16 protein-coding genes are annotated in these 19,634 nt (G+C 42.9%); 6 read left to right on the top strand and 10 right to left on the bottom strand.

Features of this window, described 5'->3' with window-relative positions; all coding sequences use genetic code 11:
* The first annotated feature begins 27 nt into the window (after positions 1-27).
* The 3 genes from ACT3QN_RS11520 (at position 28) to ACT3QN_RS11530 (ending at position 2,331) form a co-directional block, all read left to right on the top strand.
* Positions 28-636 carry a DUF6231 family protein gene (locus tag ACT3QN_RS11520; protein ID WP_444523543.1) on the top strand — a complete coding sequence of 203 codons (609 nt, stop codon included), beginning with the start codon at positions 28-30 and terminating at the stop codon, positions 634-636.
* A gap of 141 nt (positions 637-777) precedes the next feature.
* A complete protein-coding gene (gene pal, locus ACT3QN_RS11525) occupies positions 778-1,296 on the top strand; it encodes a peptidoglycan-associated lipoprotein Pal (protein ID WP_444523542.1) in 519 nt (172 codons plus the stop codon).
* A gap of 216 nt (positions 1,297-1,512) precedes the next feature.
* Positions 1,513-2,331 (top strand): 4'-phosphopantetheinyl transferase family protein, encoded by an 819-nt coding sequence (locus ACT3QN_RS11530; protein ID WP_444523541.1) that lies wholly within the window; start codon positions 1,513-1,515, stop codon positions 2,329-2,331.
* A gap of 135 nt (positions 2,332-2,466) precedes the next feature.
* On the opposite strand, the gene ACT3QN_RS11535 is transcribed toward ACT3QN_RS11530, so the two are convergent.
* Positions 2,467-3,315, bottom strand: coding sequence for a hypothetical protein (locus tag ACT3QN_RS11535; protein WP_444523540.1), 849 nt, complete (start codon positions 3,313-3,315; stop codon positions 2,467-2,469).
* A gap of 595 nt (positions 3,316-3,910) precedes the next feature.
* Between ACT3QN_RS11535 and ACT3QN_RS11540 the strand changes: the two genes are divergently transcribed.
* A complete protein-coding gene (locus ACT3QN_RS11540; RefSeq protein ID WP_444520896.1) occupies positions 3,911-4,669 on the top strand; it encodes an IclR family transcriptional regulator in 759 nt (252 codons plus the stop codon).
* Positions 4,670-4,828: 159 nt separating this feature from the next.
* Here the strand turns inward: ACT3QN_RS11540 and mmsB are convergent, their stop codons facing one another.
* From mmsB to ACT3QN_RS11580, 8 genes are all read right to left on the bottom strand, one after another.
* Complete coding sequence (mmsB, locus tag ACT3QN_RS11545) at positions 4,829-5,773, bottom strand: 3-hydroxyisobutyrate dehydrogenase (protein WP_444523539.1); 945 nt, start codon at positions 5,771-5,773, stop codon at positions 4,829-4,831.
* Between the two features lie 107 nt (positions 5,774-5,880).
* Positions 5,881-7,128 carry an enoyl-CoA hydratase/isomerase family protein gene (locus ACT3QN_RS11550; RefSeq protein ID WP_444523538.1) on the bottom strand — a complete coding sequence of 416 codons (1,248 nt, stop codon included), beginning with the start codon at positions 7,126-7,128 and terminating at the stop codon, positions 5,881-5,883.
* A 54-nt stretch (positions 7,129-7,182) separates the two neighbouring features.
* On the bottom strand, positions 7,183-7,965 hold the full coding sequence (locus ACT3QN_RS11555; RefSeq protein ID WP_444523537.1) for an enoyl-CoA hydratase: 783 nt from the start codon (positions 7,963-7,965) through the stop codon (positions 7,183-7,185).
* A gap of 32 nt (positions 7,966-7,997) precedes the next feature.
* A complete protein-coding gene (locus ACT3QN_RS11560) occupies positions 7,998-9,158 on the bottom strand; it encodes an acyl-CoA dehydrogenase family protein (RefSeq protein WP_444523536.1) in 1,161 nt (386 codons plus the stop codon).
* A gap of 219 nt (positions 9,159-9,377) precedes the next feature.
* Complete coding sequence (locus tag ACT3QN_RS11565) at positions 9,378-10,862, bottom strand: CoA-acylating methylmalonate-semialdehyde dehydrogenase (protein ID WP_444523535.1); 1,485 nt, start codon at positions 10,860-10,862, stop codon at positions 9,378-9,380.
* Between the two features lie 342 nt (positions 10,863-11,204).
* The gene (locus ACT3QN_RS11570) at positions 11,205-13,226 is read right to left on the bottom strand and encodes a propionate--CoA ligase (protein WP_444523534.1); all 2,022 of its coding nucleotides are present in this window, start codon (positions 13,224-13,226) and stop codon (positions 11,205-11,207) included.
* A gap of 308 nt (positions 13,227-13,534) precedes the next feature.
* The gene (locus ACT3QN_RS11575; RefSeq protein ID WP_444523533.1) at positions 13,535-15,205 is read right to left on the bottom strand and encodes a fatty acid--CoA ligase; all 1,671 of its coding nucleotides are present in this window, start codon (positions 15,203-15,205) and stop codon (positions 13,535-13,537) included.
* Between the two features lie 183 nt (positions 15,206-15,388).
* Positions 15,389-16,579 (bottom strand): MFS transporter, encoded by a 1,191-nt coding sequence (locus ACT3QN_RS11580; RefSeq protein ID WP_444520953.1) that lies wholly within the window; start codon positions 16,577-16,579, stop codon positions 15,389-15,391.
* A gap of 525 nt (positions 16,580-17,104) precedes the next feature.
* On the opposite strand from ACT3QN_RS11580, the gene ACT3QN_RS11585 reads away from it, so the two are divergent.
* Both ACT3QN_RS11585 and ACT3QN_RS11590 read left to right on the top strand, forming a co-directional pair.
* Positions 17,105-18,034 (top strand): dienelactone hydrolase family protein, encoded by a 930-nt coding sequence (locus ACT3QN_RS11585; protein WP_444523546.1) that lies wholly within the window; start codon positions 17,105-17,107, stop codon positions 18,032-18,034.
* Positions 18,035-18,240: 206 nt separating this feature from the next.
* Positions 18,241-18,987 carry a hypothetical protein gene (locus ACT3QN_RS11590; RefSeq protein ID WP_444523532.1) on the top strand — a complete coding sequence of 249 codons (747 nt, stop codon included), beginning with the start codon at positions 18,241-18,243 and terminating at the stop codon, positions 18,985-18,987.
* Positions 18,988-19,097: 110 nt separating this feature from the next.
* Here the strand turns inward: ACT3QN_RS11590 and ACT3QN_RS11595 are convergent, their stop codons facing one another.
* Complete coding sequence (locus tag ACT3QN_RS11595; protein WP_444523531.1) at positions 19,098-19,613, bottom strand: Rrf2 family transcriptional regulator; 516 nt, start codon at positions 19,611-19,613, stop codon at positions 19,098-19,100.
* Positions 19,614-19,634: the final 21 nt, after the last annotated feature.

Genomic DNA, 19,634 nt, shown 5'->3' on the forward strand with positions numbered 1-19,634 from the left:
CCAATCAATTAACTAACGGCCTATTATATGACAAAAAATACGGTGAAACGCGCAGACATTACCCTACCTTTACTTGTAGAGTATGTTGACGCGCTACTACCTTCGTTGATCACTCAGACAGACCTGACACCTGACCATAGCAAAGATAAGAATGATGCATTGTGGGTAACACATAACAATGCAGGTTTGTTAGAACTACAAGCACAACTTGATAAGATCACATCTACTAAGAAGGATACTGAGACGAGTTTGAATGCAAGCCATTTATCAACGTTATCAGAGCTTGTTAAACAAAATATACTCGACCGTTATGAGCTTGCTTGCTTTTGGCTACCAACTTTGTCAGAAGAGCTGACTCAACACTACCTGCCATTATTGATGCGCTATCGTGACCTGTATGCAGCACATTTGCTGATTGCCCTAGATAGCTCGATAGACCTAAAACCTTACGGCTTTACGCCATTTGATATTTTAAATGAGCCATCTCTAAATATAGATGATATTCAATCAATCACTTCCTCAACTACCACTGCAACGCTTTGGCAATTTAATTTATATGACTATAAACAATTACCAAATTGGCTCAATGCTGATTACTGGGCCAACCCTGAAAACTGGGGTAAACACCGCTGGTAAGATACTCTATTTTATCTCTCTAAACTTACAGTAAAAATACTTACACAAATTAACATTTAGTATATTATAGATAGAGATTGCCTAAGGTTTATCGGAAGCAGTTTAAAAAAACAAATTTAATTAAAATTTTAGGAGCTCGTCATGTCAATCAGTTTTTCTAAGATCGCTGTTCTTGCTGTGCTATCAAGCGCTGTTGCCTTTACCACTGGTTGTGCTACCAAGCGTACTACTTCAGAAGTGGTGGTTGCTCCGCTAGGTATCCCAGGTGGACAAGTTGGCTATAATGGTGCCGTTATCGTTGATAACTCAAACGCTGTCATCACTGGCGCTGAAAATATCCAAGCAGTGGTCTACTTTGCCTTTGATAGCAGCGAAATCACTGCTCAATCAGCGAGCGTCCTTAACCAACACGTGAACTTGCTAAAATCAAATCCAACAGCTGGGGTTGTTGTTGCAGGTCATACTGATGAACGCGGTAGCCGTGAATATAATATGGCACTAGGTGAACGACGCGCACAAGCTGCACGTAACTACCTTGCTGCTCAAGGTGTTGCTGCAAACAATATCCGTGTCATTAGCTATGGTGAAGAGCGCCCTGCAGCAGCTGGTAACACTGAAGACGCGTATGCACAAAACCGCCGCGCTGAGCTGTCCTACTAAATTGTGATTTAGCGTTATTTATAGCGCTCGGTAGTTTAACAAAAGCCCAGTAATAATATATTGCTGGGCTTTCGATATTTTTAGTAGGTTAATTAGATATAAACTATTTAAATATAGCTATTGTATGACTATCTATGTATCAAATATATAGATTTCAAACTTACACATTCTTATATATTCAATTCTATAATAATCGTTTTCGATGACTAGTAATATATGCTGACTTCTAACCTTACCCAAATAAAATATACCCAACTCGATACCACGACATGGTGTGTGACAGCTCAAGTGAGCGAGCTGATAAGTCATTTAGTGACTAGAAGTTTGTGGAGTAAGTCCTTATGGCCATTGCAGTGTAATACGGCGTATACAGACATCATCAAGTTCAGTAACCTAAATTGGCACTATCATGTGGCAAAGACAGTAACATCACGACAGTCGGTACCTGCACTAGCACGTAAACAACGTCAGCAGCAGCGACAAGGCGTCAGGCAACTATTAAAAGAGCTGCTTAAGAAGCTAGAAATCAATGATACCTTGGATGAATCAAGCTTTCCCTATCGACTCGTTAACAGTCAGCACTATGTATGCTTTAGCCATACAGGAGCTAATAGTACAAAGCAAACCACAGAATCAAATCAGACAAATTTTACGTATTTAAACAGCAACATAGCTGTCGTTATTAGTCTTCAGCGTCCTGCTGGTATCGATATAGAGAGCAATAATATTGCATGGCAGGTAGTTAAGCGCTTCTACTCAGAGAGCGAGCTGGCCATATTACAGGAACTACCTACAGTTCAACGTGAACGCACTGCCAAACTGTTATGGCAAATAAAAGAAAGCTTTATCAAAGTGAACCAATATACCCTAGCTCAAGGCTTGGGTATGGATTATTCTTACCTTATCCCTAGCTTAATTGAAAATAACAAAGAGATTAACTCTCCTTCTATACTCAGTGCTATTGAGGATACGAATTGCCAATCTACCTACCGTATTACCGCGTTACAATCTCAGCAAACTGTTGTCATTTTTTAAGCAAAATTTTGTGAATAAAGTTTAGTCCTGCTTTTTATGATATCTTTCCATACTTTATTTTAAGCATAAAAAAACGACCCTAAATAGGATCGTTTTTTGTTTTCTACTAATGACAGTATTTAAACTGTGATTAGATTAGAAACGGTAAGTAGCACCAACTTTAACGATTGGGAACCACTCTAACCAATCTTTATCTTCTAGCTCTTGCTGAGCAGCTTCTGCAGCAGCAGTTGCTTCAGGAGTATTACCAGTAGCCGTTACATTGGCATCTGTTTTACCCATATAAGCGGCACCAACTTCACCAAACACACCGAAGTTATTTGTGATGTTAGGACGGAAACCCACAGTTGCATAAGGAGCTAACTTATTGCGATGTTCGATACTACCTTGTAGAGTACCTACGTCAGCTTCACTATAGTCAACATCATCAATTCTGTAGTTACCATCTTCAGAGTTTGCACGTACATCAATATCGTTATCAGGAACGATGATACCAGCACCTACTGTGAACCAGTTGCTAGCAGGGCGTAATTGCACACCTAGGTACGGGTTGCTGAAATCAGTATCAACATCATAGTTTACGTCATCTGCATCAAAATCACCGCCAAAAAGGTCAGCGGCATCACCACCTGCCCAACCAGCTTGTAATTCAGTGTTTTCATTCATTGACCAACCAATATTAGCACCATAACCTAAAGTACCAACTTCAGCGCTAACTGATGCTGGGTTGATAGCAGTTTGGAACAAAGTCTTGGTACCACCAAGTACCGCACCAGTAGTACTGCTAACAGCACTTGCAGTTTTACCGATAACACCGGTGTTAGTAGTGTTTGCTTCAGTTTCTGCTTCATATGCTACAGCCACTGGCTCAGCTTCATATGCAACTGCAGCGTTGTTGTCGACAACGACAACTGGCTCAGCAGCCATTGCAGCAGTTGAACCTAAAACAGCAGCAGAGATTGCCGTCAATTTAACTAATTTCATGATTGTTCTCCTAAAGTGTAAAATAAACCCGCCCATAGAAAACGATGATTGTGCTTTTTTAAACCATCATTTTGTTGAGGTGATTAAAACAATTCTGACTTAAAAAGTCACCCCTACTGTTGCTATTTTTATTTGCCGTTATGTAAAGATTGCATAGGTACTGTAATAATTGCTACAACAATCTGCAAAAATTCGCCTTTATGTTACATAACGTCCTTAAAGTAACCAAACAGCGTAAACATGATAATTAGCCTGCTTAATGTTTATGTAAAGGTATTGCAAAATATGTTCATATGATTATCTAGAACGCTTTATGATTCAATGACAGTTATATAGCTTATTCTTACAGAACATTGTGTCTTGTGAATTGACGTTTCTATTGTTACTTATGTAAAAAATGCACACCAGTAAATAAAACGATATAAATTGTCTCAGATGATGAGACTAACGCTTGCCTCAAGCAAATATTATGCTAAATTAGTTGTCATAATAGATTTGTTATAGAACGTCAGTATTGTCACTGTTTGTCTTAGTTTATGAAAATGCTGTGATGTTGTCTGCTTTCTTTCTTTACTCCAACTGAGCTATATATAATATGCCTAAAGTATCGTCGATTACCCGTGTATTAGAAATCATAGAGGCAGTGTCCTATGCTTCAAAACCGCTTTCCCCACTTGAGCTCTCACAAGAGTTAGATATTCCTAAACCAACCATCCATAGATTGATTCAAAACTTGGTTGATGATGGGTTTTTGACGGTTGAAATTGGTGGTGGCATTATTCCTGGTAAACGCGTACGCAATTTGAGCGTTGAGCTATGGCAACAACGGCTGTTCTTCAACGAGCGGCAAATGATTTTGCAAAAACTGGTTGACGAACTAAAGGAAACTTGCGGTATTGGTATTCCCTATCATATGGATATGATTTATACCAACCGTGCTCAGACTACCTTACCACTACAGATTTATCTTCCTGTCGGTGCAAAGTCGCCCATGTGGTGTACAGCAACTGGTAAGCTCTATTTGAGCCAATTATCTACGACTAGCCGTATGAAAATACTACAAGGGTTACCACTAGATAAGTTTACCAAGAATACTATTACGGATATCGATGCATTAAATGCCGAGCTTGATCGTATCGCTGATACTGGTATCGGCATTGACAATGAAGAGTTTATCTCTGAAATGGTCGCAGTGGCTGTGCCTATACTAGACAAAAAATCACGCTATTTGGCTTCTCTCTATCTACATGCACCAACCATACGGGTGTCACTAGACGATCTTCTGACTCATGTACCACGCCTGCAAAAAGCGGCACAAGATATTCAGGCGCTCGTCTACGACCTTCAAAGCTAACCCAGAAGATTGGTCATCAAAAAAGGTCTACGCTATGGTTTTAGCGTAGACCTTTTTCTTATTGGCAAATGCATTTTCTTAATTAGCGTCACTACTAGTGACACTGAAAATACTTAATCTTGCTATAACTAAGGGATATGATAATTAGGAGCGTTATGTCTAAGACAATAATGAGGCGTCATGACGTCCAATAATACTAGAAAAGTCTTTGTCACCATTCTCTATCATATGTGAGGCATACAACTCTGTTGCTTTAGCACCCATTGGCGTTTCTACTTCAGTATTTTGGGCTGTCTGCATCGCAAGGTTCAGATCTTTTTGCATGAGCTTGCTCATAAAGCCGCCTTGATAACCATTACTAGAAGGAACGTTTTCCATTACTTGCGGGTAAGGATTATAGACTTCCAGAGTCCAATTACGACCCGAGCTTTGTAGCATGATATCTGATAGCACTTTGGGATCTAAGCCATTCTTAACTCCTAGATTGATCGCTTCTGCCGTCCCTGCCATCAAGATACCTAACAGCATGTTGTTGCAAATTTTTGCGACTTGTCCTGCACCATGCGCGCCAGCATGAAAGATATTTTTCCCCATTACTGCTAGTATCGGCTCAGCTTTGGCAAAAGCATCATCGTCGCCACCGACAATAAAGGTTAAACTACCAGCAATCGCTCCGCCCGTACCACCAGAGACTGGCGCATCTAAAAATTCAATACCAAGCTTACTTGCTGCCTCTGCCACCGTCCTTGCATCAGCCGCCGCAATCGTACTACTGTCAATCACAAGCGTACCTTTTGGCAGTTCTGCCAATAAACCATTAGCACCACTATCGCCTAGATATACAGAATGCACATGCTGACCTGCAGGTAACATACTAATCACAACTTGAGCATTGCTTGCAGCATCTTTGGGACTTTCTGCAACGCTAGCCCCTGCTTGTTGCAAACGATTAGTAGCTGCATCAGACAAATCAAAAACAGAGAGTGTATAACCTGCCTTTAATAAGTTCTCTGCCATTGGCGCACCCATGTTACCAAGACCAATGAAGGCGATATTTGGTTTAGTGCTATCATTATTCATTGTACTTGTACCCTTTGTACCCATCTCATCACTCCTTGATGATTTGTAATGTAGCTATTGCTACCTATTATTTAGTAGTCTTTATTAGTGAATCTTGCTTGTACCTTACGTTATAAATTTCTTGTAGGCAGTTAGCGAACACTTTGACTGCCTAGTGCCTCCCTACCTAACCAATCGCTCAAAGGATGCTCGCCTTTCGGATAAGGATTGACAAAGTGTTTATCGATATACGTTTGCCCTTCTATACTGAGACAGTCTGCTAATGAGCGCGACCACTTAGGGCTTCTATCTTTATCAATCAATAATGCTCGCACGCCTTCTTTGAAATCAGGATTGGCTGCACAATGTACTGCGACATTGGTTTCTAAATACAGCACCTGTTCAATCGATAGGTCAGCGACTTTTTGATACAGCGCATAGGTTAATGCGGCCGTTACTGGGCAACCATGACGATAGGTTGCGATTGCACGCTGCGTCCAGCTATCTGCTGCAAAGTCTTGATTTAGCTGTTCGAGTGCTTCATCACTTTGTAGCAGCGCATCGATATCAGCCAGACCACCACTATTCATCAGTTGCTGAATAGGCTGCCAGTATGTTGCAAGCTTGCTATCAGGTAGTTCGGCTACTGGTAGCTCAGCCAACGCACGGCTGACAATACTATGCGCACTATTATCATGGCATGTGTTTGAACTGCTTGCGTTATCTACCGTGTTCCAGTCGCTTTGTTTGAGGCGCTGCATGACGGCATCATAGTCGTGGCTGGCAACGGCATACTCTGCCAAATTGGCCAATAGTGCATCGCTGCCATTACACATCGCTCCCGTTAGCCCTAGAAATAAACCTGTCTTGGCAGGCATACGCTGCAAAAACCAACTGCCAGAAGCATCAGGGAACAGTCCAATGGTAACTTCAGGCATGGCAAAACGTGTGCGCTCAGTGACCAGACGATGACTACATCCTGCCATCAGCCCCATACCGCCGCCCATGATAATACCGTCACCCCAAAGTATCAGTGGCTTTGTATAAAAGTGCATTTGACGATAGAGACGATACTCATGACTGAAAAACTCAGTAGCATAAGGGTTAGGTATTGGTGCATCAGTAGACATACTGTCGTAGAGCTTACGAATATCGCCGCCTGCACAGAACGCTTTATCCCCTGCGCCTTTTAGTACAAGCGCGACTACTTGATCGTCGGCTTGCCACTGCTCTAGCTGCGCTGAGAGCAATTGACACATATCAACGCTAAGCGCATTAAGCGATTTGGGTGTATTGAGGGTCATAACCCCAACCAAGTGTCCGCAATCTGTCGGCTCGGTATTGAACAATACAGACGCTTCTTGTTTAGTATCGTTTGTCGCTGGTGTAGCTGCTGTCATAAAAGTAACCTACAAAATTAAATGATAAAAATGGCTCAGCGTTTTGACTGCTGTTTATTTGTTCTGCCAAGTAGGTTTACGCTTTTCTAAAAAAGCTTGTACACCTTCGCGCTGATCCTTGGTATCAAACAATTTCACGAAAGCTTCACGCTCATGTATGAGATTTTGTGCAGGCGGGGTGTCTCTTGCCGCTTGAATAAGTTTCTTAGAATAACTGACAGCGACGGGTGATTGCTTAGCGACTTTTTTTGCTAAATCCTGAGCGATTTGTAACCCTTCACCTTTTGATGCGACCTCTTCGACCAGACCTATACGCAATGCTGTCTCTGCATCGACCCGCTCACCGCACAGGATCATGCGCTTGGCCCAACCTTCCCCTACTAGCATAGGTAAATTTTGAGTACCGCCAGCACATGGCAATAAACCTACGCCTGTCTCTGGCAATGCCATCTGTGCGTGTTCTTCTGCAATACGGATATCACAGGCGAGCGCACACTCAAGCCCGCCGCCCATCGCATAGCCGTTGATCACAGCGATACTCACACCGCGGTAGGTAGATAGCGCTTCAAATGCCTCACCAAATGCAATTGCCATGCTTATGGCGCGGCCTTTATCACCATCTGAGAAATTGTTTAAATCTGCACCAGCTGAGAAGAACTTTTCACCATCACCGTGCACGATTAAGGCGTAGACATCGTCGTTGGCATTGAGGTCTGCAATGAGCTGCTTAAGCGCATGCAAACTGTCCATCGTCCACGTATGCGCAGGTGGGTTGTTCAACGTTAGAGTTGCGGTGTTGCCATCAATTGATAGCTTTAAATTTGTATAATCTGTCATAAAACATCCTTGTTTCAGTAAAGCGAGATAAATTAGCGTAGCTGATTTAATCCTTCATCCTGCATAACTTGACGTGAAATAATCACTCGCATGATCTCATTGGTGCCTTCCAATATTTGATGGACACGTAAATCTCGTACATGGCGCTCAAGTGGATACTCGTTTAGATAACCATAGCCGCCGTGTAGTTGTAGTGCTTCATTAGCAACATCAAAACAAAGATCCGTAGATAAACGTTTTGCCATTGCGCAATAGGTAGACGCTTGCCCATCGTTGTTGTCGACTTTATCAGCTGCTAGATACAGCATTTGGCGCGCGGCGATGGTCTGAGTTAACATGTCAGCAAGTTTAAACTGTACCGATTGCAAACTAGCAATCGGGCTACCAAATTGGCTACGCTCTTGTACATAACTGGTTGCTGTCTCTAATGCCGCTTGTGCCGTACCTACCGCACAAATACCGATATTGATACGGCCACCATCAAGTCCTTTCATCGCAATACGAAAACCTTGACCTTCCTCACCTATCAGATTTTCTACTGGGACTTTGACGTCTTTGAAACTAATCGTCCGTGTTGGTTGTGCTTTCCAACCCATTTTGTGCTCGTTCTTGCCATATTCGATACCAGCACTATTAGCATCTACCACGAACGCTGACACGCCTTTTGGACCAGCACCACCAGTACGCGCCATGACTACCAATACATCAGTTGAACCTGCACCAGAGATAAAGGTTTTTTCACCGTTTAGTACGTAATGCTCGCCTTGCTTTTCAGCCTTGGTACGTAAAGAGGCTGCATCAGACCCTGCATTTGGTTCTGTTAGGCAATAGCTGCCAAGCCATTCACCGCTGACCATATTTGGTAGATATTTTTTGCATAGCGTATCGCTGCCATATTCACCAATCATCCATGCGGCCATGTTATGAATACTCATATATGCTGCTACAGCCGTATCACCCCAGGCAAGCTCTTCGAATACCATCGCTGAGTCCAGTCTTGGTAGGCCCAAACCATCATATTCTGGATTGGCGTACAGCCCTAAAAAGCCAAGCTCACCAGATTTTTTGATTACATCTACTGGGAAATGTGAGTTGCGATCCCATTCAGCTGCGTTTGGTTTTAACTCTTTTTGTGCGAACTGACGAGCCGTTTGGCGAAAAGCGACTTGGTCATCGGTCAATGAAAAATCCATAGGGTCATCCTTGTTCTTATAGATCAAATAGAGGGCTTAGTCCTCAGATAAGTGTTAATCAAATCGCTAATAAAAATGCTGGTCAAAGATTTTATAAGGCCTTAGCGCGACATGATAGTGGTATAACGATAATAAAACTGCGCTCAATAGTACCGCAAGTCACATTATCGTCATACCTAAAACACAAAATATCATACTGAAAACACAATGAGCTGACGATTAAATTGAAATCGTTGTATTGACACCGCGGCTCGCTTCATCGTCAAACCAACGTGCAGTCACTGTCTTTGTCTGAGTGTAAAACTGTACGGCTTGCTTACCATAAGGACCTAGATCACCAAGTTTACTGCCGCGTGAACCTGAGAATGAGAACATTGGTAGTGGCACAGGGATTGGTAGATTAATACCGATTTGACCGACTTGAATGTCTTGTTGGAATTTATGTGCGGCTGCCCCTGACTGAGTGAAGATCGCCGTACCATTACCATGTGGATTGGCGTTCAATAATTCAATCGCTTCGTCTAAGCTATTAGCACGCATGATACAGAGTACTGGGCCAAATATTTCTTGTTGGTAAATCTGCATGTCGCTTGTGACATTATCAAAGATAGTCGGGCCTACAAAGTTACCCTGCTCATATCCTTCAACGGTAATTCCGCGACCATCAAGAATTAAGCTTGCACCCTCTTCTACCCCAGTCCCAATCAAGTGCTCGACACGAGCTTTTGCGGCAGGCGAAATCAACGGTCCCAAGTCTTTGTCATGCTTGCCAGCTGAGACAACCAAACTTTCTGCTTTTGCTTTGATCTCATCGATCCATTCACCAGCTGCGCCTACTAGTACGACCACCGACAGCGCCATACAGCGTTGACCAGCTGCACCAAATGCTGCACCTGCTAGCTGATTGAGCGTTTGCTCTTTGTTGGCATCTGGCAGGATAACGCCGTGGTTTTTGGCACCCATCATACACTGGGCACGCTTACCTGACTGACTTGCACGCTCATAGACATGTTTACCAACATGAGTAGAACCCACGAAAGAAACAGCTTTGATATCTGGATGGTCGCAGATAGCATCGACAGTTACTTTGCCACCATGTACCACGTTAAGCACACCTTCTGGTACGCCCGCTTCAATCGCAAGCTCGACCAAGCGCATGGTTACCATCGGATCTTGTTCAGAAGGTTTTAGGATGAATGTATTACCCGTAGCAATCGCCATTGGGAACATCCATAACGGAATCATCGCTGGAAAGTTGAACGGTGTGATACCAGCACAAACACCGAGTGGCTGCCAAATACTATAAGTATCGACACCTGATGCCACGTTTTCTACAAAATCGCCGATTTGTAAATTGGCAATACCAGCGGCATGCTCTACCACTTCTAAACCGCGGAACACATCACCGCGTGCATCAGCAATTGTCTTACCTTGCTCTGTGGTCAAAACTTCTGCCAACTCATCCATGTGATCACGAATCAGAGACTGATACTTCAAAAAGATACGCGCTCGCGTGGTGATTGGTGTCTTGCGCCATGTTTCGAACGCTGTTTGTGCGGCGGCAACTGCTTGGTTGATCTCATCATTGGTGGTTTGTGGCACTTTAGCGATGACTTCTTGAGTTGCTGGATCGTTGATATCAATCCATTCATCAGTATTTGATTGTACGAACTGACCATTGATTAGCTGTTGAACGTGGTGCATAAGATATCCTTATCTTTTTTGCGAGACTACCGTGTGACGGCACCTAGATATTCATGAGAAAAATAAAAGCGATGAGTATTTATCTATAAAGCATTGTTAAAAACTAAATTTTAAAATGATTTATTTTGTATCGTTATTGACTATAACAATAAACCATTTTTACGGTCAAGCGCTTTATCAAAATTTTATCTAAGTTTATTTTAGTGGCACGTGTTTCTACAAAAATTATCTAAATAACAGAAACAAAAAAGCCCATGAATGCTCATGAGCTTTTTGGAATTAATTTATCTTTCGAGTGCAATTAATACCATCACTGGTTTATATGGTGCTAATTTATACCAATCAATAGTCTTTCATTGCTTGCTTGATCGCATCGATAGCGGTTGGGTTATCAAGCGTTGACATATCTCCTGTTGGCTGGTTTTCCGCTAGAGCACGAATTGAGCGACGTAATATTTTGCCAGAGCGAGTCTTGGGTAGCGCCTGCGGGAAATAGATAGCGGCTGGTCTGGCGATACCGCCCAAAGATTTGACGACAGCGCCTATCACTTGCTGCTCGATACGGAAACGGTTTTCGGTAGTTTCAATTTGTGTCTGATCTTTTAGGACACAAAATGCTATAGGTAGCTCGCCTTTTAGCTCATCTTGAATGCCTACTACAGCACACTCTGCCATCTCTGAATGCATACTGATGGCCTCCTCAATCTCTTGTGTACCTATTCGATGTCCTGCGACATTAATCACGTCATCGGTACGCCCTAAAATATAGAAATAGCCCTCTTCGTCTGTCACTGCATAGTCCGAGGTTGAGTACTGCTGACCGTCAAACAGACCAAAATAGCTGCTGATAAAACGCTCGTCGTTACGCCATACCGTGGTAAGACAACCAGGCGGTAATGGCGCTTTAATGGCGAGCAACCCTTTTTCGCCAGCTTGACAAGGATCGCCCGTTTCCTCATTGATGACATGCGCTTCATAGCCATACATCGGGTAACCAGGTGATCCCTGCTTGTGCGGCTTATGATCGAATTTTGGTGTATGACTCAAGATTGGCCACCCAGACTCTGTTTGCCAATAATGATCCAAAATTGGTACGCCGAGATGCTGAGTCAACCAATTGGCTGTTGACTCATCAAGCGGCTCACCTGCTAAAAAGAATGACTTCACACTAGACACATCATAGCGTGTCATCCAGCTTTCATCTTGTTTTTTAAGCATGCGCACGCCTGTGGGTGCGGTGAATAAAATATTAACTTTATTGGCTTCGACAATACGCCACCAGATACCAGGGTTTGGCGTATGCGGCAAGCCTTCATACATAACACTGGTCATACCTGCTAGTAACGGTGCATAGATCGTATAAGAATGCCCAACAGCCCAACCAATATCAGATATCGCCCAGAACGTCTCGCCAGCCTGTCCATCATAGACATAGTCCATCGATGTCGTTAGCGCTACGGCATGACCACCTGTATCACGCTGCACCCCTTTTGGTGTACCAGTAGTCCCAGAAGTATAAAGCAGGTAAGATGGCGTATTTGACTCTAGCCAAACTGGCTCTACAACCGCATTGGCCTCACAGCTCTGACGACGCTCAGTTGCATAATCAACGTCAAGCGCTTTTGGCTCGAATGGTAATATACCGCGGTTGACTACTAGCACATTCTCTGGCTTGACAGTCGCTTGCTCGACGCCTTGATTGACCAGATTTTTATAATTGACGATTTTACCGCCACGTAATCCTGCATCTACTGTAATGACCATCTTAGCCTCAGCATCGTCCATACGGATAGCCAAGTTGTGGGCGGCAAACCCACCGAACACGACTGAATGGACCGCACCAATACGAGCACAAGCCAGCATGGCATAAGCCGCTTCTAATATCATCGGCATATAGATAATGACACGGTCACCCTTACCAATACCGTGACGCTGTAGCACATCGGCAAAGTAATTAACTTCTTTATATAAGTCATTATAGGTCAGACGACGCTTGGTATAGTCCGTATAAAACTCGACGTTGTTGCCTAAATCTTTAAACGAATCAACGACCGCTGGAAAGGTTTCTATCAATTCTTGGTTAATCTCTGATGATACCCACACAAAAGCATCTTGCTCTGCGCGGTCTGCTAGATGACGATCGACACAGTTATAACAAAGATTGGTCTCGCCACCGACAAACCATTTGGCAAAAGGCAGATTACTGTCATCTAAAATTTGCTCAGGCTCTTTGTGCCAATAGATACGCTTCGCCTGCTCCGTCCAAAACTGCTCTCGATCCGTAATAGACTCATGATAAATATCAGCGAATTGTGGTGTGTCTGTCGTTTGGGTAGAAACTGGGAATTGGGAATAGTCGCTCATAGTAGCTGTCCTTAGCATAAACGAGAAATGAGGCAGTAGCACTTTATAGTCAAGGCACTCAATAAGTTATAACGGTATTCACTTCGCACACTGCACTATTTGCGTACTGCTAGCTAATACCAACTCTAAAATGCTTCAACTATAAAAACCATGTCTTAATAAATACTGGTCATCCTTGCCAGAATTGAAAAACCGATACAATACGTATCGGTTTAAAATGTAGCAGAGCCTATCAGAAAGGTCAACTATTAAGCGTGTAATACGCACTACATTTTAACGAATACAAATATTTGAAAATGTAGCTAAAACTAAATCTCAGTTTGATTGGCATACATTTCACGCATGACTTTTTTATCATGTTTACCAACAGAGGTTTTTGGTAGTTCATCAACAAACTTAAACTGGCTTGGCACCCCATACTTAGGAATGATACCGCGCTCTACTGCTTTTTCTGCAATCGCTTTGATATCATCAGCACTGGTATTTTGAGCATCAGCCTTTAATACAACCAGAGCCAATGGACGCTCACCCCATTGCTTATCACGCACGCCAATCACTGACACATCAGCTACTGACGGATGCAGTGATAAAATGGTTTCAATCTCTAGTGATGAAATCCATTCACCGCCTGATTTGATTACGTCTTTTAAGCGATCGGTGATTTTGATGTAGCCATCAGGACGTAGGTAAGCAATATCTTGGGTATGCATATAGCCATTTTCCCACAGCTCTTTACCAGCATCGTCATTTTTAAGATAGCTTTGGGTCAACCAAGGCGCCCGTAATACCAACTCACCTGTATTTTCTGGTCCTGTTCCTACTGACTTGTTTCCTTCACCCCATACTTGAGCATCAACCATAAGTACTGGCTTGCCCGTCATACAACGACGGGCAATGTCTTCCTCTTCGGTCATTTCAGGCTCATCGAGACTAAAACCTGTCAAGCTAATAAGCGGAGCGGTCTCTGACATACCATAGCCCGTATAGACTTCAATACCTTGTGCCATTGCTGTTTTGGCTAGACCTTCGGTCAGTCTTGAACCACCAATAATCATTTTTAGACCATTGAAACTGGCATCGCGATCTTGAGCTTCTTGGAGGACCATTTGCAAAATCGTTGGCACACAATGGGTGATACTGACCTTTTCATTGACAATCAAATCCATCAACGTGTCAGGCGCATAGCGACCCGGATAGACTTGCTTTAGACCCACCATCGTCGCTGTAAATGGGAAGCCCCATGCATGTACATGGAACATTGGCGTCATCGGCATATAGACATCACCATAGCTCACGCCCTGCTTATCAGGCAGCATACCCAAAGTTGCTGCTTCTGCTAGTGTATGGAGAACTAGCTGACGATGGCTAAAGAAAACCCCTTTTGGATCACCTGTCGTACCAGACGTATAAAAAGTCGTCGCGATGGTGTTTTCATCAAAATCTGGAAAATTAAAGTCGCTGTTAGCAGCTTCTAGCAACGCTTCATACTCGCCTGTGACACGGCTTTGATTGCTACCAAAGATACCTTCAGCTGTAACACCGTTATCATCAAGCCAGATAATATGCTCGATGCTTGAGTTCTCAAACTGATAGTCTTTGACCAATGGTGCAAACTCAGAGTTGAGCATGAGCACTTTAGGCTTTGCATGGTTGATGGTATAGAGAATCTTTTCGGGTGATAGGCGAATATTAACGGTCTGTAAAACATACTCTGACATTGGCACAGCAAAATAAGACTCGAGATAGCGATGACTGTCCCAGTCCATCACGGCAACCACGTCACCTGCATCGAGCTTTAAATCCGCCAATACATTGGCCAAGCGATTGATACGCTCAAACAGCTCTTTATAAGTCAAGCGCTTTTTGTCCGCATAAACAATCTCTTGATCTTGCGATACCGTTTTGGCACGGCTTAATAATTGCTTGACCAATAATGGATAATCATAGGCAGATGGTGCACTGTGATAAATGTTTGACATAGATTTGACTTCCTTGTTTGTCGTACTTATAAGGGATAAATAACAGTAATCAAGTTAAGAGCAGTATAAAATCTACTGCGCTCACTATTCTAATTTTTATAATGTAATAACATCGTTATTGATAGTAAGAAAAAAGCAGCGCTGTGTAAAGCGGTCTTACAGTAAGTATCATAAGACAGTCAATCACTTCGCATGTACTGTTGTTTTAACCATGCCAAAAAATGCCACTAATAACGCCAATACCTGTACAAGTGCTAAGAATCCTACTGTCAATTTCCACTGCCCTCGTGCATAAGCCATGCCGCACAGCCACGCCCCTAGCGTACCACCTGTATAATAGCCCATATAATATAAACCCGATGCCAATGAGCGTCCTTTTTTTACGTTGACTGCGATATAACTGATGGTCGCTGATTGGGTAACAAACACACCTGAGGACATAATTGCCAGTCCTATTACTACCCCCCACAAAGGCGTGACCAAGGTCAATAACAAGCCTATCATCGACACCACAATGGCGACACGGACCGTACGCGCTGAGCCAAACCGACGTAGCAATGTGCTAGACAATGGCGTGATAACAACGCCCAATAGATACACTGCGAAGATATTAGCAAGTGCCCCAGTCGTTAGCTTATACGGCTCATCTGCCAGATGTAAATTGATAAAAGTAAAACAGCCTACCAGTGAAAATAGAACGCAAGCACCAAGCAAACAAGACGTGACGACATAGCGATTGGTTAGGTGCTCGCCTAACGTCTGTATCGCTGAGCGAAAATTAGGGTTGGCCACAAAATGACGAGACGATGGTAGCATCTTGCCGACCCATATCGCGCCTAGCAAGGTCATCACCGTCATGACGTAGTAGCCATCACGCCAGCCTATAAGCTCATGTAAATGCCCCAGCAAAAATCGCCCCATAAAGCCACCAAACACGCAGCCTGACACATAAAAGGACATCAGTTCGGTCACTGCCCGTCCCTCAAACTCCTCACCGATATAGGCAATTGTCACCACCGTAATACCCGGTACAGACAATCCTTGCATAAAGCGCCACAACCCGACCCAGCCAATACTAGAGCTCTGAGCAATGAGCGCTGTTGGTATCGCCAAAAACAATAGAGCGCCAACGATGAAGGGCTTGCGCCCGACTGCATCTGAAAGCATACCTAGAAAGGGTGACATAATGGCGATCGCCAACACAGTGGCACCAACAATCATGCCGGCTTGTACTTCAGTCGCAGCAAAGTCCACCATCATGACCGGCAATACCGCCTGAATAGAGTACACTTGCAAAAAAGCAAACATACCTATCAGACCTATTGTAAGCTTCAATATCCATGATGTTGAATGATTGGAGGGAACAGGTGGCACAGCTGCTATATCTTGGATTTGATCTTTAGAATGATTCACAGGGGATCTGACTATATTGGTTATACCATGACTGTAAATATTAACCGTCACTGGCGTGGATGATAGAGAGGTATAACGTGTATTTGTGCTCAGCACATGAGGTAAAAGCACGGTTATTAAACGATAAATGCTCATCATAACGACAAGAAAATCATGTTAGCACATTCGCCAATATACTCAGGTTTAAAAGTGTTATTACCGTTTGATAAATGCTTTATTGAGGCTAGATCTTATTGTAGAGAAACTTGACTATAAATCGTGCTTCAACTTGAGACGGTGAAGACAGCTTTCGACTCGCAAGGTCAATATCGACGTTACGTTTATCGCATATACAAGATAGTATGGTTAAAGCAGTTACGTACCTACTAAGCCCGTAACTGCTTTAACGATTAATAACAAGGACTACCTACGTCCAGCCTTTCTAGCTTAGAGACGTGCACGACTACACAATTTTCTAGAATAAAACTTACTATGATAAAAAACTTGATGCTTTTAAAACTTATTATCGCGATGTGTACATTCGTTTTCTCTACGATGGCTGTGGCTGAAGTCACTGTGTCCGAAACTAGTATTAAAAGTCTCAGTCCAGTCGTACCGATATTTAGCTCTACGAAATCACTAGCGGCAGTAGACTGTATAAAAGATGATGCTATTACTAATACTGAGCTCACAAAAACGCGTGATAATGGGCCATTTTCTGTGAGTACCAAGCATGTGAGTCGCCAATCAGCCAATGGCTTTGGTGGCGGTACCATACACTACCCAACGGATGCTGGTAACTGTGGTCTGCTAGGTGGTATCGCTGTGGTGCCAGGTTACGTGTCTTATGAGTCTTCTATTAAATGGTGGGGACCGCGTTTGGCCTCTTGGGGGTTTGTCGTTATTACCATTAATACCAGCTCCATTTATGACAATCCAGATAGCCGTGCTGAACAATTGAGCGCCGCTCTCGATCATCTCATCGATGATGAAACAGTAAGTCATATGATCGATCCAAATCGTTTGGGTGCTATTGGCTGGTCAATGGGTGGCGGCGGTGCGCTACGACTGGCAACTAAGCGCAGTACGGTGCAAGCTATCATTGCACAAACGCCTTATCACGATAAAAACTATGGTGCGATGAATACGCCTGCTCTATTCATTGCTTGTGAAAATGACCGTATCGCCCCCAATAAAAAATATACCAACACCTTTTATCAAAAAGCAGGCGGTCCAAAAATGAAGGTCGAGATTAACAATGGTAGTCATTTCTGCGCCAGCCATCGTTTTAACGAGAAGCTATTGAGCAAGCCTGCTATCGCATGGATGCAACGTTATATTAACGATGATACCCGTTTCGATAAATTTTTATGTGGCAATGAAAACTATAAAGATGACTCTCGTATCTCAGCCTATGATTACGAAAATTGCTTATAAGCTATTTTGATCTACTTACAAAAGGAGAGACTGATAGCCTTCACTGTTAATAATGACATTTGAATAACAACGCTTTTTTATTTTTACACATTTACATTGCTTCTATCTTTTTTCTTACAGACTTTACTGCCATAAAAATTAATAATCGTAGAGCGTTATATACGAATAATTAAAATAATTGAATAAACCATTAAGGAGCAATATTTATGACTGATTATATTCATGATTTAGGTGCAGGATTTTGGAACATACGCGGATCATTCCGTATCGGTGGCGTACTAAACATTGGTACTCAATGCTCGCTGGTCAAGCTACCGTCAGGAAAATTTATCTTTTTGGACAGTTACGCCCTAACGGGTGATGTCCGAGATGAGGTGATGGCACTGACCAACAATGGTCAAAATGTCGAAGCTGTCCTTAACGTACATCCTTTTCATACAGTCAGCTGTGCTCAAATGGCCAAAGACTTTCCGCAAGCCACATTTTATGGCAGTAGCCGTCATCATAAAAAAGTACCAGAAATCAATTGGGCAGACGACTTGGTAGAGAGCGATGCAGTCGCTGCACGCTATCCTGAACTTAAGTTTTCAATGTCGGAAGGTGTCTATTATATTTCACCCAATGAGATGATTCATGCAGGTTCTTTATTGGCCTATCATCCTGCCAGTCAAAGCTTGCACGTAGATGATACTTTTATGAGTCCACCAACGAAGTTACTAGAAGCTGTACTACCTGAGCTGATATTACATCCCACAACCAAAAAAGCATTGAAAAATGAACCAGATGCTGGCGCGAAATATTGCGACTGGGCGACCAATCTGGCCCATGAATGGCGTGATGTTCGCAATTTCTGTGCTGCGCATTCTTATCTTGTGCAGTTCAAAGAAGGCGAGTTTGAAAAAGCGTTGTTAAAAGCTGTTAAGAAAGCACGTCCAAAACTAGAAAATGCCTAACTTTTAATGCCTTGGACATATATGTTTGATAAACATAAAAATGGGTCGCTATTACTGTATCACTAATATAGCGACCTTTTTTTCGGCCAACGAATCTATAAAGTACATGATTATCTGAACAGCAAAGTAGCCAACTCATCTTCATTATTAATAATATCGGCCAATGTATAACGCTCAAGCACAGTAATAAATGCAGTGAGCGCTTCAAAAAATACGCTTTTTAACTGACAGGCTGGACTAACCACACAGCCTAGTGGTTTATTCTTTTCTTCTTCAATGAACGTCACTGGCAAATCCGTCTGATGAGCGCCCTGCTCACTGTTTTTGTGAGACGCTGGTACGGCAAAGCACTCTACCAGATTAAAATCAGGCTCTATTTGCTTGATCAATACGCCCAAATTGATATCTTTAGGCGTACGTGCCAATCGTATGCCACCGTTTTTGCCGCGCACACTTTCTATATAACCGAGTTGACCCAACTGATGAATAATCTTGGTCAAATGACTTTTGGAGATACTATAGCTCTCAGCAATATCACTAATATTAGCAAGCAGTGATGGATCTGGTCTCACGGCTAAATAAATCAATGAACGTAGCGCGTAGTCACTATAATTGGTCAGTCGCATATATTTGCGCTCCTATTTTCA

Origin of the sequence: Psychrobacter sp. AOP7-C1-14, assembly GCF_052376135.1 — a bacterium.
GTDB lineage: Bacteria > Pseudomonadota > Gammaproteobacteria > Pseudomonadales > Moraxellaceae > Psychrobacter.